Origin of the sequence: Amycolatopsis mediterranei, assembly GCF_026017845.1 — a bacterium.
Lineage (GTDB): Bacteria > Actinomycetota > Actinomycetes > Mycobacteriales > Pseudonocardiaceae > Amycolatopsis > Amycolatopsis mediterranei.
The window spans coordinates 9,980,731-10,007,180 of record NZ_CP100416.1 but is presented as its reverse complement, the minus strand read 5'-3'; the positions used below and the strand labels follow the sequence as shown (position 1 = coordinate 10,007,180).

22 protein-coding genes are annotated in these 26,450 nt (G+C 71.8%); 19 read left to right on the top strand and 3 right to left on the bottom strand.

All coding sequences use genetic code 11. From position 1 onward, the window contains the following. Positions 1–478 precede the first annotated feature (478 nt). Positions 479–1,309 carry an HAD family hydrolase gene (locus ISP_RS45475; RefSeq protein WP_013230527.1) on the bottom strand — a complete coding sequence of 277 codons (831 nt, stop codon included), beginning with the start codon at positions 1,307–1,309 and terminating at the stop codon, positions 479–481. 639 nt (positions 1,310–1,948) lie between these two features. On the opposite strand from ISP_RS45475, the gene ssd reads away from it, so the two are divergent. The 8 genes from ssd (at position 1,949) to ISP_RS45435 (ending at position 8,726) form a co-directional block, all read left to right on the top strand. Continuing rightward, positions 1,949–3,016 carry a septum site-determining protein Ssd gene (ssd, locus tag ISP_RS45470; RefSeq protein WP_013230526.1) on the top strand — a complete coding sequence of 356 codons (1,068 nt, stop codon included), beginning with the start codon at positions 1,949–1,951 and terminating at the stop codon, positions 3,014–3,016. 474 nt (positions 3,017–3,490) lie between these two features. Continuing rightward, a complete protein-coding gene (locus ISP_RS45465; RefSeq protein WP_013230525.1) occupies positions 3,491–4,642 on the top strand; it encodes a TadA family conjugal transfer-associated ATPase in 1,152 nt (383 codons plus the stop codon). A gap of 31 nt (positions 4,643–4,673) precedes the next feature. Next, positions 4,674–5,432 carry a type II secretion system F family protein gene (locus ISP_RS45460; RefSeq protein ID WP_013230524.1) on the top strand — a complete coding sequence of 253 codons (759 nt, stop codon included), beginning with the start codon at positions 4,674–4,676 and terminating at the stop codon, positions 5,430–5,432. Beyond that, entirely contained in the window at positions 5,429–6,145 is a 717-nt protein-coding gene (locus ISP_RS45455) for a type II secretion system F family protein (protein ID WP_013230523.1), read from the top strand. Before ISP_RS45460 ends, ISP_RS45455 begins: the two co-directional genes overlap by 4 nt. 30 nt (positions 6,146–6,175) lie before the next feature. Next, positions 6,176–6,352: a DUF4244 domain-containing protein gene (locus ISP_RS45450; protein WP_013230522.1), complete on the top strand. Its 177-nt coding sequence runs from the start codon at positions 6,176–6,178 to the stop codon at positions 6,350–6,352. Positions 6,353–6,372: 20 nt separating this feature from the next. Continuing rightward, complete coding sequence (locus tag ISP_RS45445) at positions 6,373–6,708, top strand: TadE family type IV pilus minor pilin (protein ID WP_013230521.1); 336 nt, start codon at positions 6,373–6,375, stop codon at positions 6,706–6,708. Further along, complete coding sequence (locus ISP_RS45440) at positions 6,695–7,132, top strand: Rv3654c family TadE-like protein (protein ID WP_080582954.1); 438 nt, start codon at positions 6,695–6,697, stop codon at positions 7,130–7,132. Before ISP_RS45445 ends, ISP_RS45440 begins: the two co-directional genes overlap by 14 nt. Positions 7,133–8,108: 976 nt before the next feature. Next, complete coding sequence (locus ISP_RS45435; protein ID WP_013230520.1) at positions 8,109–8,726, top strand: bifunctional DNA primase/polymerase; 618 nt, start codon at positions 8,109–8,111, stop codon at positions 8,724–8,726. 92 nt (positions 8,727–8,818) lie between these two features. Here the strand turns inward: ISP_RS45435 and ISP_RS45430 are convergent, their stop codons facing one another. Then, a complete protein-coding gene (locus tag ISP_RS45430; RefSeq protein WP_013230519.1) occupies positions 8,819–11,383 on the bottom strand; it encodes a DEAD/DEAH box helicase in 2,565 nt (854 codons plus the stop codon). A 350-nt stretch (positions 11,384–11,733) separates the two neighbouring features. Between ISP_RS45430 and ISP_RS45425 the strand changes: the two genes are divergently transcribed. The 3 genes from ISP_RS45425 to ISP_RS45415 all read left to right on the top strand — a co-directional run bounded on the left by ISP_RS45425 (position 11,734) and on the right by ISP_RS45415 (position 15,477). Continuing rightward, complete coding sequence (locus tag ISP_RS45425; protein WP_034284514.1) at positions 11,734–14,028, top strand: sodium-translocating pyrophosphatase; 2,295 nt, start codon at positions 11,734–11,736, stop codon at positions 14,026–14,028. 156 nt (positions 14,029–14,184) lie between these two features. Continuing rightward, complete coding sequence (locus tag ISP_RS45420) at positions 14,185–14,775, top strand: hypothetical protein (protein WP_013230517.1); 591 nt, start codon at positions 14,185–14,187, stop codon at positions 14,773–14,775. A 51-nt stretch (positions 14,776–14,826) separates the two neighbouring features. Continuing rightward, complete coding sequence (locus tag ISP_RS45415; protein ID WP_013230516.1) at positions 14,827–15,477, top strand: hypothetical protein; 651 nt, start codon at positions 14,827–14,829, stop codon at positions 15,475–15,477. Positions 15,478–15,495: 18 nt separating this feature from the next. Here the strand turns inward: ISP_RS45415 and ISP_RS45410 are convergent, their stop codons facing one another. Further along, a complete protein-coding gene (locus ISP_RS45410; protein ID WP_013230515.1) occupies positions 15,496–16,302 on the bottom strand; it encodes a S1 family peptidase in 807 nt (268 codons plus the stop codon). A gap of 296 nt (positions 16,303–16,598) precedes the next feature. On the opposite strand from ISP_RS45410, the gene topA reads away from it, so the two are divergent. From topA to ISP_RS45370, 8 genes are all read left to right on the top strand, one after another. Continuing rightward, a complete protein-coding gene (topA, locus tag ISP_RS45405; protein WP_176742226.1) occupies positions 16,599–19,475 on the top strand; it encodes a type I DNA topoisomerase in 2,877 nt (958 codons plus the stop codon). 147 nt (positions 19,476–19,622) lie between these two features. Next, complete coding sequence (locus ISP_RS45400; protein WP_230468637.1) at positions 19,623–20,201, top strand: hypothetical protein; 579 nt, start codon at positions 19,623–19,625, stop codon at positions 20,199–20,201. A gap of 86 nt (positions 20,202–20,287) precedes the next feature. Then, positions 20,288–21,079 carry an ESX secretion-associated protein EspG gene (locus tag ISP_RS45395; RefSeq protein ID WP_013230512.1) on the top strand — a complete coding sequence of 264 codons (792 nt, stop codon included), beginning with the start codon at positions 20,288–20,290 and terminating at the stop codon, positions 21,077–21,079. Continuing rightward, the gene (locus ISP_RS45390; protein ID WP_013230511.1) at positions 21,072–21,260 is read left to right on the top strand and encodes a hypothetical protein; all 189 of its coding nucleotides are present in this window, start codon (positions 21,072–21,074) and stop codon (positions 21,258–21,260) included. Before ISP_RS45395 ends, ISP_RS45390 begins: the two co-directional genes overlap by 8 nt. Beyond that, positions 21,253–22,044 carry a hypothetical protein gene (locus tag ISP_RS45385; RefSeq protein WP_013230510.1) on the top strand — a complete coding sequence of 264 codons (792 nt, stop codon included), beginning with the start codon at positions 21,253–21,255 and terminating at the stop codon, positions 22,042–22,044. Before ISP_RS45390 ends, ISP_RS45385 begins: the two co-directional genes overlap by 8 nt. A gap of 293 nt (positions 22,045–22,337) precedes the next feature. Next, positions 22,338–22,955: a hypothetical protein gene (locus ISP_RS45380; protein WP_013230509.1), complete on the top strand. Its 618-nt coding sequence runs from the start codon at positions 22,338–22,340 to the stop codon at positions 22,953–22,955. A gap of 147 nt (positions 22,956–23,102) precedes the next feature. After that, the gene (locus ISP_RS45375) at positions 23,103–25,214 is read left to right on the top strand and encodes a bifunctional MFS transporter/dTMP kinase (protein WP_013230508.1); all 2,112 of its coding nucleotides are present in this window, start codon (positions 23,103–23,105) and stop codon (positions 25,212–25,214) included. Beyond that, the gene (locus tag ISP_RS45370; protein ID WP_013230507.1) at positions 25,211–26,416 is read left to right on the top strand and encodes a DNA polymerase III subunit delta'; all 1,206 of its coding nucleotides are present in this window, start codon (positions 25,211–25,213) and stop codon (positions 26,414–26,416) included. The genes ISP_RS45375 and ISP_RS45370 overlap by 4 nt, the downstream gene beginning before the upstream one ends. The last annotated feature ends 34 nt before the right edge of the window (positions 26,417–26,450 follow it).

Below are 26,450 nucleotides of genomic sequence, written 5' to 3'. Positions count from 1 at the left end.
GTGCGCGCCCCCCTGTCTGGGGCGGGCGGGGCGGGGGGGGGGCCCGCCGTCCCCCCCCCCCCCCCCCACGCCCGCCGGCCCGCCCGCCCCCCCCACCCCCCGCCCCCCCGCCTGCAAGCGCGAACTTCTCGGGCGACCAAGCGTGCAACTCTGGTCGTACCTACATGGACTCGGCGTGTGGCGTCCCACTACGCAGTCCCTAGACGACGAGCCTCCCGCGGCGCGCTGCGCGTGGGTACCCGGAGTCCGCGCACGGAGGTTTGCCGGGGTGGAACAGGCTTCTCTTCTACCTGTTCCCTGGCCGACCGAACGTCCGCACCTACTTTCTACGCCGTGAGCCCGGTCACTTCAAGTGCGCGGACGGGTGCACCGGTACAGAGGCTGGATCGGGTGACACCGGCACCCTGCGCGACGGACAATTCGGGGCTGGGCCAAGCAAAGTGGCGGCCGTACGGCCGTCTGGGTGGCGGGTGTGCGGCTAGCGGGACCGTCGGCGACGGTTGAGGCCGTACCAGGTCGCTCCGGCGGCCACCGCACCGACACCGAGCGCCACCATTCCGGCCGACCGCGCCGGGATCCGGGTGCGCAGCGACATGGGCCGCTCGAAGGCGAGGATCGGCCAGCCGCGTTCGAGGGCCTCGCGCCGCAGGAGCTTGTCCGGGTTGACCGCGTGCGGGTGCCCGACGACCTCGAGCAGCGGGATGTCGGTGCTCGAGTCGGTGTAGGCGAAACACTCGGCGAGGTCGTAGCCGTGGGTCGCGGCGAGCTGCTTCGCGGCGACGGCCTTGTTGGCGCCGTAGCAGTAGAAGTCGACTTCGCCGGAGTAACGGCCGTCGACGATCTGCATCCGCGTGGCGACGCTGCGGGTCGCGCCGAGCATCTCCGCCACCGGCGCGACGACCTCTTCGCCGGTCGCCGACAGCACGATCACGTCGTGCCCGTCCTCGCGGTGGCGTGCGATCAGCTCCGCTGCCTCCGCGTACACGAGCGGGTCGACGACGTCGTGCAGGGTCTCGCGGACGATCGCCGAAACCTGGGCGACGTCCCAGCCGGTGCACAGCGCGGAAACTTCGGCGCGCAGCCGCTCGGTTTTGTTCTCGTCGGCGCCGGCGAGTGAGAACACCAGCTGCGCGTACGCGCTTCGCAACGCGGCGCGGCGGTTGATCAGCCCTTCTTTGAGGAGGGGCTTGCTGAACGCCAGCGCGCTCGACGAAGCGATGATCGTCTTGTCCAGGTCGAAGAACGCGGCCACCGCGTGCTCCGGGCCCGGGTTCCGGATGCGCGACGGCGCACTGCTCGGTTCGGCCACCCGCCCAGGATAGGAGCTTGATCGGCGCGCGTCCCGTTGATCCACCACGCGCGCGTCGCGCCGGGCGGAAAATCCATGACAGGCAGGCACTTCGGGCGCGCTGTGCCGTTACCGAACTGTGCGCCTGATCCGGCGCGCGATCCGGCGCCGGGCGGAGTTACAGTGAGGGAGCCCGGTGTCCAACCGGGCCGGTTCAGTCCGACCCCCCGGGGCTGAACCCACGGCGGCCCCCGTCCCTCCCCCCTGGCGGGGGCCGCCCTCTTACCTCCCGTTTGCCTTCCCGGTTTCCGTTGCGCCTGCTGGATTCCGCTTTCCGCGGCGACGCTCTCGGCCTTCTTGCCTTCCGCTTACCTTCGTCAATTTTCTGTCGCATCACGAATCACGGTTCGCGATGGGCGGCGGAATCTTGGCGTGCGGAAATTCGTGCCCATTTCCCGCCGCAGATGCGTCGCGGGCGGCCGTGATCCTGCCACACCCCACCGGCAGAACCGGTCCGCTCGCGAGGTCACGGGCGGCAGTTGTCCACAACACCCCGGTTGTCCACAGCCGGCCGCCCGCCCCGTTGTGCCGCCCCACCCCCGCCCGCGACGGTGGAACACGGGCCACCCACGGCCCGCACCGACGACGGGGGAGGACCGCATGACGGGGGAACGACCGCTGGTGATCGCCGCGGACGAAACCGTGCTCGACGAGATACTGCGCGTGGCCGCGGTCGCGGGCTGCGAACTCGACCGCGCACCGGACCTGACGGCGGCGAGCGGGCACTGGTCCCGTGCGCCGCTGGTGGTCCTCGACGAAGAAGCCGTACGGCACCCACCGGCGCTGCCCCGGCGCAGCGGGATCCTCCTGGTCTGCAAGGGCAGTCCGGGACCGGCGACGTGGGAGCACGCCTTCCACAGCGGCGTCGAGCGGGTGATCGCGTTGCCCGACGAGGAGTCCGCGCTCGCCGGCGCGTTCGCCGACGTCGTCGAGACACCGGCGGAGCAACCCGGGCTGGTGCTCGGCGTGGTCGGCGGCCGGGGTGGCGCGGGGGCATCCGTGTTCGCGGCGACCCTCGCACTGGCGGCCGACAGCGATCCGGGCGGCGCCCTGCTGGTGGACTGCGATCCGCTCAGCGGCGGCCTGGATGTGTTGCTGGGCTTGGAAAAGACTCCCGGAGCACGCTGGCCGGACGTGCACCTGAGCGGCCGGGTATCGGTGTCCTCGCTGGCCGCGGACCTCCCCCAGCGGAGACACCGCGGCGGCAGCCTCCCGGTGCTCGCGTCCGGCCCCGATGGAGACGGCCCGGAGGTCGAGTCGCTGTCGGCGATCCTGTCCGCCGGCCGCCGCGCGGGCCGCACGGTGGTGTGCGACCTCCCGCGCGCCCTCGGTGAGGCGTCCGAGGAGGCGGTGCTGCGGGCCGACCTGGTGCTGCTGATGGTGCCGCTGGAGATCCGGGCGTGCCTGGCGGCGAGGAAGGTGCTGAACCGCCTGTCGAAGCTGACGGCCCGCATCGGCGTAGTCACATGTGGACACTCGAAGGACCCGGCCGTCCGCACGGCCGCCCTCATCGGCCCGCCGTTGATGGCCTCGATGCCCCCGGAGCGCGGCCTCTGGCAAGCACTGGAGCGCGCCGAGTTCCCGACGAAACCCAAGGGCCCCCTGGCCAAGACGGCGGCCGAGATCCTGGCCATAGCCCGCCGCGAAGCCCAGGCGGCCACCCGATGAGCCCCGCAGTCCCCAACCTCCGCCCCACGAGCCCCCCGACCCGGGTGTCGGAGCTGTTGCTCCCGACGATCCTGAGCTTGCTGAGCCGAGCCCCAGCAAGCGCGGCGAGGTTCTCGACACTGCTGCAGCCCCAGCGGCAGACGCGCACACGTCCCCTGCCGGCCACCCGAGCCATGGCATCGCCCAGCGGTCCGCCGGCCGTCCCCCAACCCGCGTACCCAGCAAAGCAGGTGAGCTCATGAGGTCCGCGTCGAAGGGTTCGCTCACACCGCGGCGCGGGCTGCGGGGTCAGTGCTCGTCCCCGGGCACCCGCGTCACGGCTGTCCGCAGCGAGCCATCGGCGATTCCTGGTCCCCTTGCGTCGCCAAATCGGATGCTGGGTTCACGCCGGTCTCCCGGCACCCGCGTCACCGCCTCGCACGGCCGCCCACCAGTCACCCCAAGAACCCAGCATCGAGCAAGGCAGGCGAACTCATGACCACCGACTTCGTCGACCGCGTCCGCAACCGCCTGGCAGGCGACCGCCGCCAGGCCGACCCGGTCGCCGTCGCGACCGCCGTCCGCGCCGAAGCCGGCGGCGTCCTCGGCCACGACGCGGTGCTCGACGCCGCCCGCCAAGCCCGAGACGAGTTCATCGGTGCCGGCCCGCTGGCCCCGCTCCTCGACGACCCGGCAACCACCGACGTGCTCGTCACCGGCCCGCACGAAGTCTGGACGGACGGCCCGCAAGGCCTGATCCGCAGCGGCATCCGCTTCAAGGACGAAGAATCCGTCCGCCGCCTGGCCCAGCGCCTCGCCCTCGCGGCCGGACGCCGCCTCGACGACGCCCAGCCCTACGTCGACGGCTGGCTCCCCGGCGCCGGCCCCCACGGCCGTATCCGCGTGCACGCCGTCCTCCCGCCGATCGCGGCCGGCGGCACCTGCCTGTCCCTGCGCGTCCTGCGCCCGGCGACGCACGACCTCACCACGCTCGGCGAACTCGGCGCGTTCGACGAGGCCGGCGCCAGGCTCCTCCGCACCGTCGTCTCGAGGCGGATGGCGTTCCTCGTCACCGGCGGCACGGGCGCGGGCAAGACCACACTCCTGGCCGCGCTGCTCGGCGCCGTCGACCCGGGCGAACGGATCGTCTGCGTCGAGGACGCCGGCGAGCTGCAGCCCGCCCACCCGCAGTTCGTCGGCCTCGTCGCCCGTCCGCCCAATGTGGAGGGTGCGGGCGCGGTCGGCCTGCCCGAGCTCGTCCGCCAGGCGCTGCGCATGCGTCCCGACCGGCTGGTGGTCGGCGAGGTTCGCGGCGCCGAGGTCGGCGCGCTGCTCACCGCGCTCAACACCGGTCACGACGGCGGCGCCTGCACCGTCCACGCCAACTCCCCGGCCGAGGTGCCCGCCCGCATCGAGGCACTGGCCGCGCTCGGTGGCCTCGGCCGCGACGCCGTGCACAGCCAGCTCGTCGCCGCGATCCGCGTGGTGCTGCACATGCGGCGCGAAGCGGACGGCCGCCGCCGCCTCGCCGAGGTCGGCGTGCTTCGCGCCGAACGCGGCCGGGCCCGGGTGGTGCCGGTGTGGCGCGCGGGCCGGTGGACGGTCGACCGGCACCTGTTTCCGACGTCGGGGGCGATCGCGTGCTGAACGCTTTCCCGTGCAATCGAAGGAGAAGGCGATGATCACCCCGTGGTTCCCGCTGTGCGTGGGAGCGGCCCTGGCGTGCTGGCCGGCGGCGCCGAACCGGCTCCAGGTCATGATCGAGCCACCGGCCACCGTCCGGGTTCCCCAGGTGTGGCGCGCCGTCCGCTGGCTGCTCCCGGCCGCCCTCGCCGGATTGCTCGCGGGAGTGGGAGGCGCGATCGCCGCCGGCGTGCTGACACTGGCGTGGAGCCAGGAGTGGCGAGCTCACCGCCGAGCCACGGCGGACCTGACGATGGCCGCACACACCGCAACCGCACTGCGGACGATGGTGGCCGAGCTCCGATCCGGCGCCCACCCGGTCACGGCCGCGGAAGCCGCCGCCGAAGTGGTCCCGGCCGTGGCGGGCGACCTCCGCGCCCTGGCGACGGCGGCCCGGCTCGACACCGAGGTGCCCGCACCGGCCCTACCTCGGCTGGCCGCGGCCTGGACGCTGGCCAAACGTCACGGCCTCCCGATGGCCGACGTCCTCGACGCGGCCCGCCGCGACGCCGAAGCCGGTCTGGCGTTCGGGCGCCGGATGCGCGCCAAGCTGGCCGGGCCGCGGGCGAGTGCGGCGGTGCTCACCGGACTGCCGGTTCTCTGCGTGCTGCTCGGCCAGGCCATGGGCGCGGCCCCACTGTCCGTGCTGACCGGCAGCACGCCAGGCCAGGTGCTGCTGGTCGCCGGGTGCGTCCTGCTCTGGGCGGGCACGGCCTGGTGCCGGGCCCTGAGCGGACGGGTGCGGATCCGGTGACCGCGATCGCGCTCCTGCTCTTCGCCGGGGCATTGCTGAGCTGGCCGGACGAAGCCATCAGGCGCCGATTCACGCGGCTGACCGACGGCCCGAAGCCCGTCCGCGCGGGGCACCGCGCACTACCGCACATCGCGGCGGCGGTGGGCGGCGTCTCGACAGCGGTGCTGGTCGGCGGGGTCGCCGGGGTGGTGGCGGGCACGATCGCGACCGCGACCGGGTGGTGGGCGATCCGCCGCACTCGCCGTCCGCGACCGCCGGCCATGGACATCGCCGCCAAGCTGCGGCTGGCGGGCACGCTCGACCTCCTCGCCGCCTGCCTGCGCGCCGGCTTGCCGGTTCCTTCGGCGTTGGAGGCCGTGGCCGGCTCCGCACCCGCGGCAGCGAGTACGGCGCTGAGCTCGACGGCCGGGCTGCTCGCCCTCGGCTCCCCACCGCACGAGGCTTGGGCGCCGGTGCAGGCCGCCCCCGGCCTGGGCGAGCTGGCGGCCGCGGCGATCAGGACATCCCGGTCCGGGGCGGCGTTCGCCGCGGCGGCAGGCGACCTCGCCGGACGGTTCCGCGACGAGCTGGCCACCGAAGCCGAGGAACGCGCCGAGCGAGCCGGGGTGGCGCTCGCGCTGCCGGTCGGTCTGTGTTTCTTGCCGGCCTTCTTCTGCCTGGGCGTGCTGCCGGTCGTCCTCGGCCTAGCCGGGCGCCTCGGCCCGCTCTTCTGACCACGAACCCCCCATCGAAGGGAGACCCTCATGCGCACGTTCCGCCGCCGGCCCCGCTCGGACGACGGTTCCACGACGGTCGAGTACGCCATCGTCACGGTCGCCGTCGCGGCGTTCGCCGCTGTCCTCTACTCCTTGCTTACCGGAGACTCGGTCGTCTCCTGGCTGACGAACCTGGTCATGAAGGCCTTGTCGGTGCCGTCATGAGGCGCCGAGACGAAGGCTCGGTGACCGTCGAGACCGCGCTCGGTCTGGCCGGCTTGACGGTGGTGACGGTCCTGCTGATCGCAGGCCTGACGGCGCTGACGAGCCAGCTGCGCTGCACGGACGCGGCCCGCGAGGCGGCGCGGCTGCTGGCGAGGGGCCAGCCGACCGAAGCGGCAGCCGCGGTCCACAAGATAGGGCCGCCGGGCGCGAACCTGGCGTTCGAGCAAGTCGGCGACACGATCACGGCAAGGGTGACGGCCCACCCGGCGGCCGGCCTCCTCCCGGCAATCCACCTCGACGCGACGGCCTACGCGGTCGCCGAGCCGGGCACGGAGGTGACAAGTGCCCAGGGCTGACGGGCACGCCTCGGACAGAGGGGCGGCCACGATCTGGACGGCACTGGCGGTGGCGGCCCTGACGGGCGTGGCAACGCTTGCCTTGTGGCTGGGAGCGACGGTAATAGCCCGCCACCGTGCCGAGGCAGCGGCCGACCTGGGCGCGCTGGCCGCGGCTTCCCACGCGGACGAAGGTCCGGTCCAAGCCTGCGAACGCGCGAGATGGGTGGCCGACCGCATGGGAGTGAAGCTAGTGACGTGCCGCTGGCAACAGCTCGACGCGCTGGTCGAAGTCGAGTCGCAAGGTCCCGCCCTGGCGGGCCTGCCGAGGCCATCGGCCCACGCCCGCGCCGGCCCGCCGGCCGAACCTCCGAGCCCAGCGACGGCCACACCAACGGCCGCCCTGGGCGGCACGCCGATCCGACCGCTCCGGCCTGGCGGGTGAACCACCACGCCCAGCCGCGGCTGCCCGGGGGCCATGCGCCTACGCCCGCGCGGAGCCGGCGGAGCGTCCCGCGGCGCTCCGTCACGGCTGTCCCGGCGGGGCGCCCGCGGTGGCAGGCCGTCCGCCCACGCCCGTTCCGGGCTGGCGGGTGAACCACCAGTCCGGGCGCCGCCTCCTCGTAGCGCCTGTGGTGGGCGACCGCTCTGTCCGCCGAACGCGACACCGTCGCACGCCCGCGACAGCGCGCTCGCTAGAACGCACTGCCGCCACCCGCGACCACCGCCCCGCCGAGAGGGGCCGGCGCCCAGCCCGACCCTCGCCGCCCCGGCCGCGGCTGCGTCGGCGGGCCTGGCTGGGCAGGCGGTCCGCCCGCGCCCGTCCGGGCCGACGGGTGAACCACCAGCCTTGCCGCCGCCTCCTCGCGGCGGCCGAGGTGGGCGACCGCCCTGTCCGCCGAACGCGACACCGTCGCACACCCGCGACAGCGCGCCCACCACCAACGCACCACCACCGCCCCACGGCCACCGCCCTCCGAGAGGGGCCGGCGCCCAGCCCCGACGCTCGCCGCCCGGCGGACGCCGACCGGTCGGTATGGGGCGGTGACCGGCTGATCCGCGCAGCCGGGCGATGAGCGGCCGATTGTCACGGGCAGCGGTCGCTGGTGCACGGCGAGCGGTCGAATCGGCTGCTCACCTGGGCCGAACCTGCGCACCGGCGCCGCCGATCGAGCGTCCGGGACCCCGCGGATCCTGGGGTTTCCCGCGACGAACGGTCCATGTGTGGTCACCGTTCACCGTCCAGCCGCGCTGAGGGATTCGGTCGGGCCGTACGGATCACTGGGCGTTCATCGCCTCGTAACCACCGGTTGTCGCGCGGGGGTTCCGGGCAATGTGCAACTTGCCGTTAAGTGAGATGTGCGACACCACGACCGGGTTTAACGGGTCGCGGAGAACCGGAACTCGAAGGCAGGAAGACAATGTTGGACGCGAATTGGCCGGACAGCTGGCGGGGCGCCTTCCGCATCGAACTGCGGGCGGAGGCGATCGGTCTCGCCTGGCGCGGCTGGCCGGTGCTCCCGGGCGTCGACCCCGCTCCGCTCACGGAAGGCGACGACCTCACCTGGCGCCGTCCGGTTCCGGCCAGTGACGCCTGGCGCGAGCAGCTCGGCACCCACGCCCACGAGGTCGCCACCTGGTTCTCCGACCGCACCCACAGCCTGCTCGTCGCCACCGGCACCGTGCTCGACGCCGTCGAGGTCGACGACGAACTCGGCAAGCGCGCCTGCCGCCTTCTCCGCGCCCTCGGGCACCCCGCGCCCATCATCGCGCTGCCGAACGGCCGCTGGCTCTTCCTCACCACCGTGGCCGACCACGTTCCGGCCGAGCTGGCGACCCGCGCCTCCATCCAGTGGCACGGCAAGGACAGCTACATCCCGCTGCCGCCTTCGCCGTTCCAGCACGGTGTCGTGCACTGGCGCGTCAAGCCCGAGGTCTGCGGCTGGCAGCTGCCGGACGCCGCCGAGGTGCACGACGTCCTCGTGCGGGCCCTGGCCGGCGAGCGCTCGCCGCAGCTGGTCCAGACCAGCGCCGCCTGAGCGCCCGACCCACCCGAACCACCGCCGACAGCCGGTCCCAGCCCGGCCGAGGTGGAGCAAGTCACAACTCCATGAACCACCAAGTGGCCGTTCTAGGTGCCGTGTTGACGCAACGCCCCGAGCACGGTGCCCAGCACAGCCACTGCCCCCGCCTTGTCCAGCGGTTCGTTGCCGTTCCCGCACTTCGGCGACTGGACGCAGGACGGGCATCCCGTCGGGCACTCGCAGGAGACGATCGCCTCCCGCGTTGCGGCCAGCCACGGGACAATCGCGGCATAACCGCGTTCGGCAAATCCCGCACCCCCGGGATGGCCGTCATGCACGAACACCGTCGCCTCCCCGGTGTCTTCGTGCCACGCGGTACTCACCCCGCCGATGTCCCACCGGTCGCACGTAGCGAACAGCGGTAGCAGGCCGATCGCCGCGTGCTCGGCGGCGTGCAGGGCACCGGGGACCCGTGCCGGAACCAATCCGGCGCCCCCCGGTGTCCTGCGTCGCTCGTGAGGGAGGTCTGCTCGCGCAGAGCGCTCGCCGACCTCGCTCCGGGTGTCCTGTGGGGGCCGAGCCCCCACAGGCCCGCCGAGGGCAAGCCCCCGGACCCCCGCCGGGGTCGCCTCGGCAGCCCCGGACACCTCACGAGCATCCCCGGTCCCCACCGGCCCCGCAGATTCGGTCCCCACCCGATGGCCCCCGGTCCCCACCTCGCCATCGCCACCATCCGAACCGGCGGCACCATCCGAGTCAGCAGCGCCGGCGGACGAAGAGCCGAGCAACTCGGCGGACACCGTGTACCAGACCGCGCGCGTCCGCAGGCTCTGCTCCGGCAGGTCGAGCGGCGTGTGGTCCAGCACCTCCCCGGACGGCCGTCGCCGCAAATACCCCACCACCTGCGACGTCACGGCCACCTCGCCGAGGCAGACGCTCACCCCGCCGAAGTCCCGCTTCTCCTGGGTGCTCAACACCGAGATGTCCACGATTTCGCGTGGTGTCGTCGTCCAGTCCGGGTTCTCCGCGTGCACCAGCGCCAGCCCGGTTTCCAGATCCAGCTCGTCGACGACGTACGACGACCCCTGGTGCAGGTACACCGCGCCGGGGTGCACGGCGAAGCAGGCCGAACCCGGGTCGACCGTCCCGAGCATCCGGCTGGAGTCCGACTCGACCACCGCGATCTGCTCCCCACCGGTGCCGCGGATGCCGACCTCGGCGTGCGGCCGGTCCCGCGACGTCCAGTACCAGCCGCTCGACCGGCGCCGCACCAGCTTCTGTTCCGCCAGCTCGGCCAGCACCTCCTGGGCCGCCGCGCCGCCGAACACCTCCAGCTCGGGGAGCGTCAGCGGCAGCTCGGCCGCGGCGCACGCGAGCTGCGGCGCCAGGACGTACGGGTTCGCCGGATCGAGCACCGCTGTTTCGACCGGCCGTGAGAGCAGCGCCGCCGGGTGGTGGACCAGGTAGGTGTCGAGTGGGTCGTCCCGCGCGACGAACACCACCAGCGCCGAATCGCCGGACCGGCCCGCCCGGCCGGCCTGTTGCCAGAACGACGCGAGCGTGCCCGGGTAGCCGGCCAGCACCACCGCGTCCAGGCCCGCGATGTCGACGCCGAGCTCCAAGGCGTTCGTCGTCGCGACTCCCAGCAGCCGGCCGGCCAACAGTGCGGACTCCAGCGCGCGACGCTCTTCCGGAAGGTAGCCGGACCTATACGCCGCAACGGTTTCCGACAAAGCCGGATCCACTTCGGACAGAATGCGGCGCGCACCCAGCGCCGCCAGTTCCGCACCGCGCCGCGACCGGATGAAAGCCAGCGACCGCGCACCTTCCAGCACCAGGTCGGCGAGGATTCGCGACGTCTCCGCCCCGGCCGAACGCCGGACCGGCGCGCCGTTTTCGCCGGTCAGCTCCTCCAGCAGCGGCGGCTCCCACAACGCGACCGTGCGCGCCCCGCGAGGCGAAGCATCATCCGTCACGGCGACACAAGGCACACCCGTCAACCGCGAAGCGAACGAAGCAGGCGACGCTGTCGTCGCCGAAGCGAGCACGAAGACCGGTGAAGCGCCGTAGTGCTCGGCCACCCGCCGAAGCCGGCGAAGCAGCAGCGCGACGTGCGAGCCGAAGACCCCGCGATAGCTGTGGCACTCGTCGACGACCACGCAGCTGAGCCGCCGGAAGAACGTGGCCCACCGGCCGTGCGCCGAGAGGATTCCGCGATGCAGCATGTCCGGGTTGGTGAACACCCAGTTCGCGTGCGCGCGCACCCAGTCACGCTCGGCCATCGGCGTGTCCCCGTCGAACGAGGCCGCCCGCACCCCCGGCACGTCCAAAGAAGACACCGAGCGCAGCTGGTCCGCGCCCAGCGCCTTCGTCGGCGACAGGTACAGCGCGTTCGCCTTCTCGCCCGCGGCCAGCCGGGACAGCACCGGCAGCTGGTAGGCGAGCGACTTGCCCGAGGCCGTCCCGGTCGAAATCACGACATGACGGCCTTCGTACGCGTGCGAAGCCGCTTCGGCCTGGTGCGCCCAGGGAGCGGAGACGCCGCAATCACGCAGCGCAGCGATAACCGCCGGATCCACCCATGACGGCCACTCTGCGTAGCGTGCGGCGCGGCCAGGCAGGTCGGCGACGTGCGTGACCGGGTGCTCGCGCGACGGGATGCCGGCGGTCACCCGCCTCAGCAGCCGCTGCCCCCGTGATTCGTCCACGCGCCGAGCTTGGCACAGGGGTCCGACAGTTCCTCCCGTCCCCAGCTGCGCCAACGGATCGGCGATCGAGTGATCGATCAAGTGAGGAGGCTCACATGGTAACGGAATGTACCGTCCCTGGGACGGCGTGAAGACGCTGGTTGCGATACCAATACACTCCCGCAATCCACACCCTCTGTGGTGAGCGTCATGTGAGACGTGCATTGCTGCCCGGATAGCGTGTCGCTCGGTACAGGGTCCATGCCAGCGCCGGCCGTGTCGAACCCTCGGCTTGCCGTCGACGCTGGCGCACGGCGACGTCTCCTGGAGGACGAATGTCACGGCAGTTCCTCGCGGAGGGCGGACAAATCACGCTCTCCGGAGGTGGCTACACGATTGTCGGTGTAGTCGCCGTGGTCGCGCTTGCCGCACTCGTCATCGGCTACGTCCTGCTCAAGGAGGTGCTGGCCGCAGGCCAGGGCACCGCCAAGATGCAGGACATCGCCAAGGCGGTGCAGGAAGGCGCGGCCGCGTACCTCAAGCGGCAGCGGAACACCCTCGCCATTTTCGGCGTGATCGTGTTCCTCCTGCTCTTCGCACTTCCCGCCGACGACTGGAACGAGAAGATCGGCCGTTCGATCTTCTTCCTGGTCGGTGCGGCATTCTCGTTCGCGATCGGCTACCTCGGCATGTGGCTGGCCACGCAGGCGAACCTGCGCGTGGCCGCCGCGTCGCGCGAGGAAGGCGGTCGCGAGATCGCGATGCGCGTGGCGTTCCGCACCGGTGGTGTGGTCGGCATGATCACCGTTGGCCTCGGCCTCTTCGGTGCCGCGGTCGTCGTGCTGGTCTACACCGGCCAGGCGCCCAAGGTGCTGGAGGGCTTCGGTTTCGGTGCCGCGCTGATCGCGATGTTCATGCGTGTCGGCGGCGGTATCTTCACCAAGGCCGCCGACGTCGGCGCGGACCTGGTCGGCAAGGTCGAGCAGGGCATCCCGGAGGACGACCCGCGCAACGCCGCGACCATCGCGGACAACGTGGGTGACAACGTCGGTGACTGTGCCGGCATGGCCGCCGACCTCTTCGAGTCCTACGCCGTCATGCTCGTCGCCGCCCTGATCCTCGGCAGCACCGCCTTCGGCGTGCACGGCCTGATCTTCCCGCTGATCGTGCCGGCCATCGGCGTGATCACCGCGGTGATCGGTGTCTACATCACGAAGGCGCGTGCGGGCGAAGGCGGCCTCGTCACGATCAACCGCTCGTTCTACATCTCCGCGGTCATCTCCGCCGTCCTGTCGGCGATCGCGGCGTTCGTGTACCTGCCGAACAGCTTCTCCGACTTCGGCGCGGGCTACGAGAACTCGGGCAACCCGGCGGTCATCGCGACCATCGCGGTGATCATCGGCATCGTGCTCGCCGCGATCATCCTGAAGCTGACCGGCTACTACACCGGCACCGAGTACAAGCCGGTCAAGGACGTCGCGCAGACGTCGGAGACCGGCGGCGCGACCGTCATCCTCTCCGGCATCTCGGTCGGTTTCGAGTCCGCGGTGTACACCGCGCTGGTGATCGCTGCGGCCGTGTTCGGTGCGTACCTGCTCGGCGGCGGCGTCGCGCTGTTCGCCGTGGCGCTGGCCGGTACCGGTCTGCTGACCACCGTCGGCGTCATCGTCGCGATGGACACCTTCGGCCCGGTTTCGGACAACGCGCAGGGCATCGCCGAGATGTCGGGCGACGTCGACGAGAAGGCCGCGCAGATCCTCACCGAGCTGGACGCGGTCGGCAACACGACCAAGGCCATCACCAAGGGCATCGCGATCGCCACGGCGGTCCTCGCGGCGACGGCGCTGTTCGGCTCCTACTCCGACGCGATCACGAAGACGCTGTCGGGCATGGGCACCGGCGTGGTCACCGGCATGGACGCGGCCAAGTCGTTCGTCAACCAGGTCGTCAGCCCGAACACGCTGGTCGGCGTCATCATCGGTGCGGCCGTCGTGTTCATGTTCTCCGGTCTCGCCGTCAACGCGGTGTCCCGGGCCGCCGGCGCGGTCGTCTACGAAGTGCGCCGCCAGTTCCGCGACATCCCGGGGATCATGGAGGGCACCACCCGCCCCGAGTACGGCAAGGTCGTCGACATCGTCACGCGCGACTCCCTGCGTGAGCTGACGACGCCGGGTCTGCTGGCGGTCTTCGCCCCGATCGCGGTCGGCTTCGGCCTTGGCACCGGCGCGCTCGCCGGCTACCTGGCCGGCGCGATCGCCTGCGGCACCCTGATGGCGATCTTCCTCGCCAACTCCGGTGGCGCGTGGGACAACGCGAAGAAGCTGGTCGAGGACGGCAACCACGGCGGCAAGGGCTCGTCCGCGCATGAGGCCACCATCATCGGTGACACCGTGGGTGACCCGTTCAAGGACACCGCCGGCCCGGCGATCAACCCGCTGATCAAGGTGATGAACCTGGTCTCCGTGCTGATCGCGCCTGCCGTCGTGCAGTTCTCGATCGGCCCGGACGAGAACACCGCGGTGCGCATCATCATCTCGCTGGTCGCGGTCGCCATCATCGTGGCGGCGATCGTGGTTTCGAAGCGGCGGGGGACGGTCCTTTCCGACACCCCGGCCGAGATCCAGGCCTGAGTTTCCGGCTCCAGGCGGCCCCGGGCCCGGTACGCGGCGACGCGTGCCGGGCCCGGGGCTTGCCCGGGCATCCCAGAAAGGCCCGGCGACTTGCGCAGCAGCACCGAGTCGGTACCGTCTGGGCTGCGGGGACGTCGTCGGGCAGGAGGTACGCGGGTGCGGCAGCGGTCCACCGTTTTCGCCGCGCTGACCACGACGATCGCCCTCGGTCTCGCCGGGTGCGCTCAGCCGTCGCCGGTGCAGTCGCCGCCGCGGGAGCAGGAGCTGCCGGCGACGACCGTGGTGCCCCAGGCCGATCCCGCCGCGAGGTGGGCAGGTGGCTACTGCGACGCCGTGACGCACCTGGTCCGCGCGCTCGCTTCGCTGCCCGCCGTCGACCCCAGCACGCCGCAGAAGGCGTCCCGGACGTCCAGTGACCTGCTTTCTTCGGTGGTCGGCGGGCTCGACCAGAGCCTGTCCGGGCTGAACGCGCTCGGGGCGCCGCCGGTGCCGTCGGCGGACGGCGGGCGCAAGGACGTCATCGGGCAGTTCGCCGAAATCCGTGCGGCCGCGGAAAACGCGCGCCGGCGCATCGATGCGGCCCGTGGGAACGCGACCGCGACGAAGGAAGCCCTCGGGCAGGCCAAGGCGACGCTCGACCGCATCGACGCGCTCGACTACCTCAAGGGCCTCAAGGACGTCCCGGCCCTCGCCGCGGCGGAACAGCGCGCACCGGCCTGCCGCCAGCTGGATCAGCCTGCCGGCTGAAGATCTCCGCGAGGCCTGCCGCGAATCGAACTTGTGTTCTAGTATAGCGCGGTGGATCGGACGATCTCGCTCTTTTCCGCCGAGGCCAGCGGGCCGGGCCTGGGCGACCTGGCCGGCCTGCTGTGCTGCCACGGCCAGATCACCGGGTTCGGGCGCACCGCCGCCCGGCTTTCGGTGGTCGTCGAGGAGCCGTGGCGCGCCCACGTCCTGGCCGGCGAGTTGCGCTGCCGCGGCGCGGACGCCCAGGTGTCGAAGGCCGACTGCGGCCGTCCGCAGGTGCGCACGTCGTTCCGGGTCGACCTGCTGCCGCTGGCGCTGCAGTGGCTCCGTGAGGGCTGCGCAGGCCCGGTCGAGGACGACTCGGGCAAGGCGGTGCCGGACGGCTTCCGGCTGAGCGGCGCGATGCTGCGGATGTGGGCGCTGGCCGGTGGCCGCCCCGGTACCCAGGGTTATCTGCTGGGGGTCGACCCGCTCGCGCCCGGCATGCACGAGCGGCTCGTCGAAGCGCTGACGCCGTTGGGTGTCCCGGCGAAGCTGACCGGTCCGAAGGCCGAGGTCCCGGCCGTCAAGGTCACCGGCAAACGCCGGCTGGAGGCGCTGCTGGAGCTGATCGGGGAGCCGCCGCCCGGCGCCGAAGCGGCGTGGCCGGGCGCGGCGCCGCAGCCGGTTCCGCACCCGGAGGCCGTGACGAGCACGGCCTGACCGGGTGCGGGCGCCGCGTCAGGGCCGGGGCAGCGTGCAGCCGGCCTGGGTGAGCGCGATTTCGTTGGCCGGCGTCAGGCAGGCCGGGATGCCGTAGGTCTCCTGCCCGTAGTTCGTCTTGTAGCGCACCGTGACGTTGCCGGCCTGGTCGACCTCGCACGGGTTGTTCTCCGTGCAGCGTTCGCCGTCCTCGTTGCCGGTGTTGTTCACGCCGACGACCTTGCCGCCGGAGATGACCGGCGAACCGGAGGTGCCGCCGATGGTCTGGCAGGCGGAGGTGTAGCGGATCGAGTCCTTCCACGTCCAGCTGCCCTCCTTCAGCCGGTAGACGAAACCATCGACGTTGCAGGAGTAGATGCGCTTCCAGTAGCCGGAGACGACGTCGATCGCCGCGCCGGCCGACGGGTGGGCGTTCGACAGTTCCAACGGCGAGATCCCGTAACTGGCCTTGATCTGCGCGTAGGTGGTGGTGAGCTGGTAGAGCGACACGTCGGTGTCGGTCATCGTGCCGTAGACGATCTTCTTGGCCCGCAGCGTGGCCTTGTTGCTGCCGCTGGCGGTGAGCAGCGTGAACGTCCGGCTGGACGAGCGGTTGGTGATCACCTCGCCCGGCCCGGGGAAACCGGTTTCGAGGCAGTGCCCGTTGGACATGACGAGCGCGGGCGCGGTGTCGGGCGTGGCGGCCGGCTTGACCACCGACCCCGAGCAGTTGGACAGGGCCACGGTGCCGGCGAAGTTCGCCGCGGCCGCGTTCGCCGGAGTGACCCCCAGTAATACTGTGGCGGTCGCGGCGGTGAACAGGGCGCCGAGCAGGCGTCGGGTCATGGCGGGTCCTTTCGGCTGGACGGGGAATCCAGTGAAGCGGTGACATCCCCGTGGCCACCACCGTCGAACGGAGGGTATCCGGATGGTCACGCGCTAGGCTGCGCGGGACGTGGCCGAAATCACGTGGCAGGTACGTTGGGGAAACATCGTCGAGGTCAGCGGCGATGCGCTGGGCACAGGACCGGCGGCGTGTTGGGCCACCTCCGCGCCGTCCGGGCCACGACAGCGTGCACACTGGCAGGTCGAGACACGGGCCCTGGCAGGGACGTGGTGCAGTCCCGCGGCGGCGGGGCGAGATGAGCGGAGAGCAGGACAGCGTGGCAGGAGCACGGACCAATAAGAACGGAGCCTCGGCGAACAACGGCGCCGGGCACCGGCGGCTGGTCATCGTCGAGTCGCCGACGAAGGCCCGCAAGATCGCGCCCTACCTCGGCGGTGGTTACGTCGTCGAGTCCTCCGTCGGGCACATCCGCGACCTGCCGCGTGGTGCCGCCGACGTGCCCGCCCAGTACAAGGGCGAAGCGTGGGCACGGCTCGGCGTCGACGTCGACAACGGCTTCAAGGCCCTCTACGTGGTCACCCCGGACAAGAAGTCGAAGGTCACCGAGCTCAAGAGCCTGCTGAAGGACGTCGACGAGCTCTACCTCGCCACGGACCCCGACCGTGAGGGCGAGGCCATCGCGTGGCACCTCCTCGAGACGCTGAAGCCGAAGGTCCCGGTCCGCCGGATGGTCTTCCACGAGGTCACCGAGCAGGCGATCCGCGCGGCCGCCGACTCGACGCGTGAGCTGGACGCCGACCTCGTCGACGCGCAGGAGACCCGCCGCATCCTCGACCGCCTCTACGGCTACGAGGTCTCGCCGGTGCTGTGGAAGAAGGTCATGCCGAAGCTTTCGGCGGGCCGCGTGCAGTCGGTGGCGACCCGGATCGTGGTCGAGCGCGAACGCGAGCGGATGCGCTTCACCTCGGCGTCCTACTGGGACATCTCGGCGACCATGGACGCGGGTGAGGAAGCTTCGCCGCGGAACTTCCCCGCGCGGCTCGTCGCCGTCGACGGCGCGCGCCTGGCCACCGGCCGTGACTTCGGCTCGGACGGGCAGCTCAAGGCGTCGAACAACGAGGTCCGCGTGCTGGCCGAGGCCGACGCGCGGCGGCTCGCCGACGCGCTGAAGCAGCGTGACTTCAAGGTCTCGAGCGTCGAGGAGAAGCCGTACACGCGGAAGCCGTACGCGCCCTTCATGACCTCGACGCTGCAGCAGGAGGCGGGCCGCAAGATGCGGTTCACCTCGGAGCGCACCATGCGGATCGCGCAGAAGCTGTACGAGAACGGTTACATCACCTATATGCGTACCGACTCCACGACGCTGTCGGAGTCGGCGATCTCGGCCGCGCGCAGCCAGGCCACGCAGCTGTACGGCAAGGAGTACGTCTCGCCGACGCCGCGCCAGTACACGCGCAAGGTCAAGAACGCGCAGGAGGCCCACGAGGCGATCCGGCCGTCGGGCGAGGTCTTCCGCACGCCGGGCCAGGTCGCGGGCGAGCTGGACACCGACGAGTTCCGGCTCTACGAGATGATCTGGCAGCGCACGATCGCATCGCAGATGGCGGACGCCAAGGGCACCACGATGTCCGTGCGCATCATCGGCAACGCGACCTCGGGCGAGGAATGCACCTTCGCCGCTTCGGGCCGCACGATCACCTTCGCGGGCTTCCTCAAGGCGTACGTCGAGGCGGTCGACACCGAGACCGGTGGCGAGGCCGACGACAAGCAGAGCCGCCTGCCGGTGCTGGAGAAGGACCAGGCGCTGACCGCGGCCGAGCTGAGCCCGGACGGCCACACCACCTCGCCGCCGGCGCGGTACTCGGAGCCGAGCCTGGTCAGCAAGCTGGAAGAGCTGGGCATCGGCCGCCCGTCGACGTACGCGTCGATCATCAAGACCATCCAGGACCGCGGGTACGTCTGGAAGAAGGGCTCCGCGCTCGTTCCGTCGTGGGTCGCGTTCGCCGTGATCGGCCTGATGGAACGGCACTTCGAGCGGCTGGTCGACTACGACTTCACCGCCGGCATGGAGGACGAGCTCGACCGCATCGCCAACGGCGACGAGCAGCGCGCGCAGTGGCTGTCGAAGTTCTACTTCGGCGGCGACATGGGCGTCGACGGCTCGATCGGCCGGCTGGGCGGGCTGAAGAAGCTGGTCGAAGGCAGCGTCGAGGACATCGACGCGCGGGAGATCAACTCGATCCCGCTGTTCAGCGACGAGAACGGGCACACCGTCGTGGTCCGCGTCGGCCGCTACGGGCCGTACCTGGAGCGCGAGGTCGACGGGAACTCGCAGCGTGCGAACCTGCCGGAGGACCTGCCGCCGGACGAGCTCACGCAGGAGATCGCGGAGAAGCTGTTCGCGACCCCGCAGGAGGGCCGCACGCTGGGCACCGACCCGGTGAGCGGGCACGAGATCGTGGCGAAGGAAGGCCGCTTCGGGCCGTACGTGACCGAGGTGCTGCCGGAGATCGAGATTCCCGAGGACGCGACGGCGGCGCAGAAGAAGGCCGCGAAGGCCAAGGCGCCGAAGCCGCGCACGGGCTCGCTGTTCAAGTCGATGGACATCGAGAACATCACGCTGGACGACGCGCTGAAGCTGCTCTCGCTGCCGCGCGTGGTCGGCAAGGACCCGGAGTCCGGCGACGAGATCACGGCGCAGAACGGGCGCTACGGGCCGTACCTGAAGAAGGGCACAGACTCGAGGTCGCTCTCGACCGAGGACCAGCTGTTCTCGATCACCCTCGAAGAAGCGCTGAAGATCTACGCGGAGCCGAAGCAGCGGGGCCGGTCCGCGACGGCGAAGCCGCCGCTCAAGGAACTCGGCGAGGACCCGGTGTCGAAGAAGCCGATGGTGGTCAAGGACGGCCGGTTCGGCCCGTACGTCACCGACGGCGAGTACAACGCGACGCTGCGGAAGGGCGACGAGATCGAGTCGCTGACCGCGGAACGGGCGTCCGAGCTGCTGGCGGAGAAGCGGGCCAAGGGGCCGGCGCCGAAGCGGAAGGCGCCGGCGCGCAAGCCGGCTTCCACGACGGCGAAGACGGTCAAGGCGGGTACGACCAAGAAGGCGGCGGCCGCGAAGCCTGCCGCGGCCAAGCGGTCGAGCTCGACCGCCACGAAGGCCAAGTAAGACCGGCTCGAAGGCCTCCCCGCCGACCTGGCGGGGAGGCCTTCGACGTCACACCTTCGGGTGACACCTCGAACGGATGTTCGGGAAATTGTCGGTGGTGCCGGGTTCCATGAACGCGTGACCACAACACCACGCACCGTGCACACGGTGACCACCAAGATCCTGAAGCCGGTTCGGGCGGCGGCCGCCGGCAGTGCCACCGCCCTGGACCTGATGGAATCGCTGCCCGGCTTTCCGGGGAGTGGCGGCGTCTGCGGCGTGGCCGTCGCGCTGGCCGGCGAGGCGTGGACCTCGGCGTTCTTCGACGACCGGAGCACGTTCGGGATCGCCGGCGACGGCGTGCGGCTGTCCGGGCCTTCGCCGGGCAGTGTCGCGGAACTGCTTCGGCTGGCGTTGGCGCGCCTGCCTGCGGTTGCGCCGGCGGCGGGCGAGGGGCTGTACCTCGACGCCGACGAGCGTGGCGTGCTCGAGCCAGGGCAGGAGTGCCTTGTCCTGGACCTGATGGACGATCTGCGGCGGACCCGGCGTGGCACCGTCCAGCTCGACGTCGTCCACGACGGCGAGCTGTCGCGCTGGGAGATGCTCGCGTTCGTCGACGACGACCGTGGCCGGCACCTGGCGGTGCTGAGCAGACCCCGGGGCGGCCACCGCCGGTTCTGGTGGCTGCCCGGGACCGTGGAGCGCCTCGCGGAGTTCGTCGAGGGGCGGGTGCCGGACGATGCCTGAGCCGTTGGCCGACCGCTCGCCGTACGATCTCACCCGCTCGAACACCTGTGCGAGAAATTGTCGGTGCCAGGGTGTTCAATCGAAGGGTGAGCAACGCAGTCGCCGTCTTCGACGTCATCGACGAAGTCATCGCCCCGCTGTCGGCCGAGGTGCCGGAGCGGCCCTCGGTGATGGAGTTCTACGACCCCGAGTTCGAGATCCCGCCGGTGCTGGCGGACACCGGACCGCTGCCGGGCCGTCGCTCCTCGCCCGCGTCGAGCCTCGCGGACGAGGTGGAGCAGTACACGCGGTTCGTCGCCGGGATGGCCGCGATCGGCCTCGCGCCGGGTGGCGAGGTCACCGCGGAAGCCGTCGGCCTGTACCGGGCGCTGCGCGGTGGCTTCATCCGCGGCGTGGTCACCGGCGTCTTCCCGGCCCGGGCCAAGCCGTGGGAGGTGCGGTTCTTCGGCGACGAGGATTACACCACGGTGCTGCACAAGCTGGGCAACCACGCACGGCTGCGATCGGGCTTCCTCAGCGAGCTGCCGGGCTGGGTGTTCGACGGGCTGCCCGACCGGCCGCCGGGGCCGGGGGAGCACCTGCGCATCGAGACCGACGAGCGCGGGCTGATCCCGCACCGGTGCGAGCGGGCGGTCGAGCTGATCCGGGCGTGCGCGGCCCGGCCGCGGCTGGGCACGGTGCTGGTCGACCTCGCGGTGCGCAACGCGATCCTGGCCGAGTACCCGCACGGCGCGTTCGGGCTGGTGGACAACGACCTCGGCCGGTACCAGTTCAGCGCCGCGGTGGCCCGCAACGGGCGCTGGACGGTCACCTGGGGTCCGGCGTCGCGGAGCACGGCCGAGCAGTGGATCGTCGAGGCGGTGCAGAGCCATGCCTGAGCAGGCGCCGGTGCGGACGACGGCCGGGGAAGGGGTGGATCGGGTGGTCGCGGCGGCCTCGAAGGACCTGACCGTGCGGGAAGCGATCCTCGCCGCCGCCGAGCTCAACAGCGGCGTCCCGGAGCCGCGGGAGGCGGCCGGGTCGCCGTCGGTTCCGGAGGAGAGGCGGCGGCATGGCTGAACGCACGGCGGCGCGAGAGTTGCTCGAGCTGGCTGCCGGCCCGGTGCTGGCGGCGATGCCGGACCGCGAGCCGGTCGACCGGCTGTACAACCCGGACGTCAGCGACGACGACATCCTGGTGCATGGCCCGGTGTCGGACGACCCGGCGGACCTGGTGGCCGAGGTCGAGCGGCACGTGGCGTGGGCCGCCTGGATCGACGGAACACCGTTCGGCGAGAAGGGCGAGCTGAACGAGGTCGGCTTCGAGGTGGTGTCGCTGATGCTGCGCGGTTCGGTCCGGGCGGCACTGTGCGGCGTGTTCGACGAAGGGCCGGAAACAGCGGACATCCGCTGCTACGCCGACGGCGAGCGGGCGTTCATGATGGGCTCGCTGCCCGGCCGCACGGCGATCCACCTGGCCGACTTCGAGGAGCTGCCGGAGATGCTGGTGGCGGAGCTGCCGGAGGTCCCGTTCGGCGCTTCGGCGCGGGCGATCTGGGTCTCGGTCGACGACGACGGCCTGGTCCACGACGGCCAGGACGACGACGTCGGAGCGATGCGAGAGCTCCTGCGCCGCCCGCGGTCCGGAACTGCGGTCCTGGACATGCTGGCCTTCGGCGGCCTGTGCGCGGAGTTCCCGGACCACGGCTTCGTCCTGGTCGACACGGACCTGGGCCGCTTCGCGCTGGCGGCCTTGGACCGGGGAGACGGCCGCCGGCAGCTGGTCTTGAGTCCCTTCAGCCGCGGCATGCTCCGCGACTGGTGCCGCAAGATGATCGACCTCGGACAGGAGGAGATGCCCTGAGCGGAAGCCCGGCGCCGTGCCGCCCGCCCCTTCGTACGCCGAGGTCCCGGCGGCGAACTGGCCACCCGCAGGCCGGCTCGTGGCCACCCGGGCCGCGCCCTCGGTGTGAGCGGACTCACTACGATCTGTCACCACTGGCGGTCGACCCGGCCCTCGGCGGACTGGACACTGCAGGGGGTTCGGGTGCGCGCTTGCGCTCCGTGACCGACCATCCATTGGAGACAGAGCCATTGGGCGGATGCGTTATCCGCCGGCGTCGCTACCCTGGAAAGGCGAGGACATTCAGTAGTGAGGTGGTCACCATGAGCGCGAACGGTGAGGCTCCCTTCTTCAATGCCCCCGAGCTCACTCAGCGCGACGGCACACTGTCCGAGGCCCCCGGCGAGATGTTCGCGGATCCGGTCTCCGGGCTGGTCACCGCGGCGCCCGAGCCACGCACCGCGATTCCGAATGGCCACGAGCCCGCCGCCATCCCGGTGGCCGGGCCGGTGCAGCCCGACGAAGAAGTCGTGCGCCGGATGGTCGAGGAGACGCTCCGCGAGGAGAAGGAGGCCGGCGTGAAGGCGCCGGACGCCATCCCTCCGGCGGGCACCTTGGGCGCGGACCAGCCGCTGGGCTTGCTTCCCCGGCAGCGGAACCGGCGGCGCACCTGGCCGACCCGGCCGCCGCAGCTGATGCGGCCCGTCCGGCAGGATCCGCTCGCCGAGGACGACGTCGACGACGTGGATTTCGTGCCCGTCAAACGGCGCAAGCTGCCACGGATGCCGTCGGTGTCGATGCCGGCGTTCAACCGGCCGTCGTCGAGCGCGGCGGGAGTCATGCTGGCCGTCATCCTGCTGATCGTGTTCGGTTTCGTCGCCATCGAGATGGTGTCGAGCCTGGTCAGCAGCGTGACCGGACTGTTCGACTAGCGTCCCTTCGCCGGTCACCGCCTGCCCCGCACCACGGGGCCGTCCCGCGCGCCAGACGCCGATCGGGCTACCCTGACTTCACGGTCGGGTCCTCACGAGGGCGTCCGGCACCGCGGTGATGAGTGGGGTGGGCGTATCAGCGAGGGCGTGCGATCGGTACCCGGGGCCGGTCCGGGTGCGTCGTCGGGCGCCGAGGCGTCCACGATCAACCGGGTCCGGCGGGTACTGGCGATCAAACCTTTCCGGCGGCTCTGGGGCGTCACGTACCTGTGCAGTGTGGCCGACTGGCTGAACATCCTGGCCCTCACCGGCCTGGCCACGAAGCTGACGGACAACTACTTCGCGCAGAACTTCGCCTTCGTCGGCGTGGTCCTGACCGGCCTGGCACCGGGGCTGCTGTTCGCCCCGGTCGGCGGGCTGCTCGCGGACCGGTTCGACCGCCGCAAGGTGATGGTCGTCGCCGACCTGCTGCGGTGCGGGTTCCTGTTGTCCATCGCGATCGTCAGCGCGCCCTGGTGGCTGCTCGCCGGCAACTTCCTCGTCGGCTGCGCGTCGAGCATGTGGATCCCCTCGAAAGAGGCCGCGGTCCCCAACCTGCTCCGCCGTCCCGACCAGGTCGAGACGGCCAACCAGCTCGGCATGGTGATGACCTACGGCCTCGCCGTCATCACCGCGGCCGGCGCGAACGCGGTCATCACCGGCGTTAACACGACGTTCCACCTGTTCCCCGGCGACCCGAGTCTCAACATCGCGAAGCTGGTCGTGGTCATCACCGGCCTGCTCTACCTGGCCAGTGCGATCCTGATCGCCACGCGGATCCCCGAGCTGTCGCTGCGCAACGTCCACGCGACGCCGGAGCAGAAGGTCAAGCTGGCCGACGAAGAGAAGCTCGGCATCGGCGCGATGATCGCCGACGGCTTCCGGTTCATTCGCAGCACACCCCTCGTGCGCGGGCTGCTGGTGGGCGCGTTCGGCGCGTTCGTCGCCGGCGGCGCCGTGATCGGCTCGGCCAAGCCGTACTCCTCGAGCCTGCTGGCCGGTGACTCGGCGTTCAGCCTGCTCGTCCTCGCCGTCTTCCTCGGCCTCGCCACCGGCATGGTCTTCGCGCCCAAGCTCGCCCGCCGGCTCCCGCACGACCGGCTGTTCGGCCTCTCGATCATCGCGGCCGCGATCTCGCTCGGTTTCGTGGCACTGTCCCCGCACCTGACCGTCTCGCTGATCGCCGTGGTGCTGGTCGGCGTCTGCGCCGGCACCGCGTTCCTCACCGGCGTGACGATCATCGGTTCGCGCGTCGAGGACGCCATCCGCGGCCGGATCAACGCGATCTACCAGCTGATGATGAAGCTGGTGCTGTTCGGCACCACGGTCACCGTGCCGCTGCTCGTCGGCGCGGTGCACCGGCACACGGTCACCGTCTGGGGCAGCCCGCTCACCATCGACGGCACGCGCCCGGTGATGCTCGGCGGCGCCGCGATCGCGCTGGTCGCCGGCCTCTTCGCCTACCGGCAGATGGACGACAAGCGCACCGAGCCGATCCTCGCCGACCTGCGCAACGCGCTGCGCCGCACGCCGCGGCGCGTCAACGGCTACCTCATCGCCGTCGAGGGCACCACCGCGATCAACACCGCCATCCAGGCCGTCAACCTCGCTGACTGGATGCGTGGCGGCACCCGGCCGGTCGTCGTCGCCGCGGACCCCGCGCTGGACGACCAGCGGCTCGCCGCCCTCGTTTCCGGCGCCTCGCTCACCGGCGCGCGGGCCCAGGCGCTGGCCGCCGCCGCGGTGCGGGCCGACATCGTGGAGCGGCACGTCCAGCCGGCGCTCGACGCCGGTTCGGTGGTCGTGATGGAGCGGTTCGTCGACTCGCCGCTGGCGCACCTGTCCGCCGTCGCCGGCTTGGACAGCGACGAGCTCGAAGGCCTCGCCGACTGGGCGACCGGCCGCCTGCGCCCGGACATGACGATCCTGCTGGACGCTGCCCCGAACGGCGCACCGCGCGACAAGTCGGCCACGATGAACGACCAGTGGCGCGTGCAGCACCTGCTCACCGAGATGGCCGCGGCGGACCCGGAACGGTACGTCGTGGTCGACGCCGACGGCACGGACGTCGAGGTCGCCGAGCGCATCCGCACCGCGCTGCGCGCCGTGTTCGTCGGCCGGCTGGCCGCGCTGGCGCCGACGACGGAGAAGCCGGTGACCCTCCCCCTCGAAACGCTGCCCATCGAGACCCCGGAAGAGCCTCGCGTGGAGGCGAAGTGACGACGACCGAACGCATCGGCGTCTGGAACCAGCTGGTCGGCCAGGAACCCGCGGTCGAGACGCTGAGCGCGGCCGCGTCGGCGGCCGCCAAGATCGTCGCGGGCGAGCCCGCACCGCCCGGCGCGATGACGCACGCCTGGCTGCTCACCGGCCCGCCCGGCTCCGGCCGCTCGGTGGCCGCCCGGACGTTCGCCGCGGCCCTGCAGTGCAGCACCGGCACCGGCTGCGACGCCTGCCCCGGCTGCCACACGACGATGGCGGGCACGCACGCCGACGTCCGGCTCGTGGTGCCGGAAGGCCTGTCGATCTCGGTCGCCGAGATGCGCGCGCTGGTGCAGGCCGCCGCGCGGCGCCCGACGACCGGCAAGTGGCAGGTCGTGATCATCGAGGACGCGGACAGGCTCACCGAAGGCGCGTCGAACGCCCTGCTGAAGGCCGTCGAGGAGCCGCCGGATCGCACGGTCTTCCTGCTGTGCGCGCCGTCGGACCACCCCGACGACGTCTCGGTGACGATCCGCTCGCGCTGCCGCCTGGTGACGCTCCGGACGCCGCCGCCGGAGGCGATCGCCGACGTGCTGGTGCGCCGCGACCACGTCGACGCCGAACGCGCGCAGTGGGCCGCTTCCGTGTGCGGCGGCCACGTCGGCCGCGCGCGCCGGCTCGCCACCGACGAGGCCGCGCGGCAGCGCCGGGCCACCGTGCTGCGGATCCCGCTCGGCCTTCGCCGGGCCAGTGACGTCTTCACGTGCGCCGACCAGCTGATCAGCGCGGCCGAGGCCGACGCGGGCGAGGCGAGCAAGTCCCGCGACGAGGACGAGCGCAACGAGCTGCGGACCGCGATGGGCGGCGACGGCATCGGCAAGGGCGTCGCCGGCGCGAAGCGGGCCGCCGAAGCCGCGGTCAAGCAGCTCGAGAAGAAGCAGAAGTCCCGGGCGACCCGCACCCAGCGCGACACGCTCGACCTGGCGCTGGTCGACCTCGTCGGCTTCTACCGCGACGTCCTGGTGGTGGGGAGCCGCTCCGGCGCGACGCTCAACCACCCGGACCACGCCGACCAGATCCGCGAAGCAGCCTCGGCGTGGACGCCCGAATCGACGCTTCGCCGCCTCGAAGCGGTGCTGGAATGCCGCGAGGCGATCGACCTGAACGTGAAGCCGCGCATCGCCGTCGAGGCGATGGTCACGACGCTTCGCCAAGGCTGAAACGCCCCTGAACGCAAAGGAACCCGCCAGGCGC

Coding starts and splice junctions, on each gene's coding strand:
- ISP_RS45460 (WP_013230524.1), top strand. CDS start 4,674: ATGATCACCCCGTGGTTCCCGCTGTGCGTGGGAGCGGCCCTGGCGTGC.
- topA (WP_176742226.1), top strand. CDS start 16,599: ATGAGCGGAGAGCAGGACAGCGTGGCAGGAGCACGGACCAATAAGAAC.
- ISP_RS45465 (WP_013230525.1), top strand. CDS start 3,491: ATGACCACCGACTTCGTCGACCGCGTCCGCAACCGCCTGGCAGGCGAC.
- ISP_RS45425 (WP_034284514.1), top strand. CDS start 11,734: ATGTCACGGCAGTTCCTCGCGGAGGGCGGACAAATCACGCTCTCCGGA.
- ISP_RS45390 (WP_013230511.1), top strand. CDS start 21,072: ATGCCTGAGCAGGCGCCGGTGCGGACGACGGCCGGGGAAGGGGTGGAT.
- ssd (WP_013230526.1), top strand. CDS start 1,949: ATGACGGGGGAACGACCGCTGGTGATCGCCGCGGACGAAACCGTGCTC.
- ISP_RS45450 (WP_013230522.1), top strand. CDS start 6,176: ATGCGCACGTTCCGCCGCCGGCCCCGCTCGGACGACGGTTCCACGACG.
- ISP_RS45410 (WP_013230515.1), bottom strand. CDS start 16,302: ATGACCCGACGCCTGCTCGGCGCCCTGTTCACCGCCGCGACCGCCACA.
- ISP_RS45435 (WP_013230520.1), top strand. CDS start 8,109: ATGTTGGACGCGAATTGGCCGGACAGCTGGCGGGGCGCCTTCCGCATC.
- ISP_RS45385 (WP_013230510.1), top strand. CDS start 21,253: ATGGCTGAACGCACGGCGGCGCGAGAGTTGCTCGAGCTGGCTGCCGGC.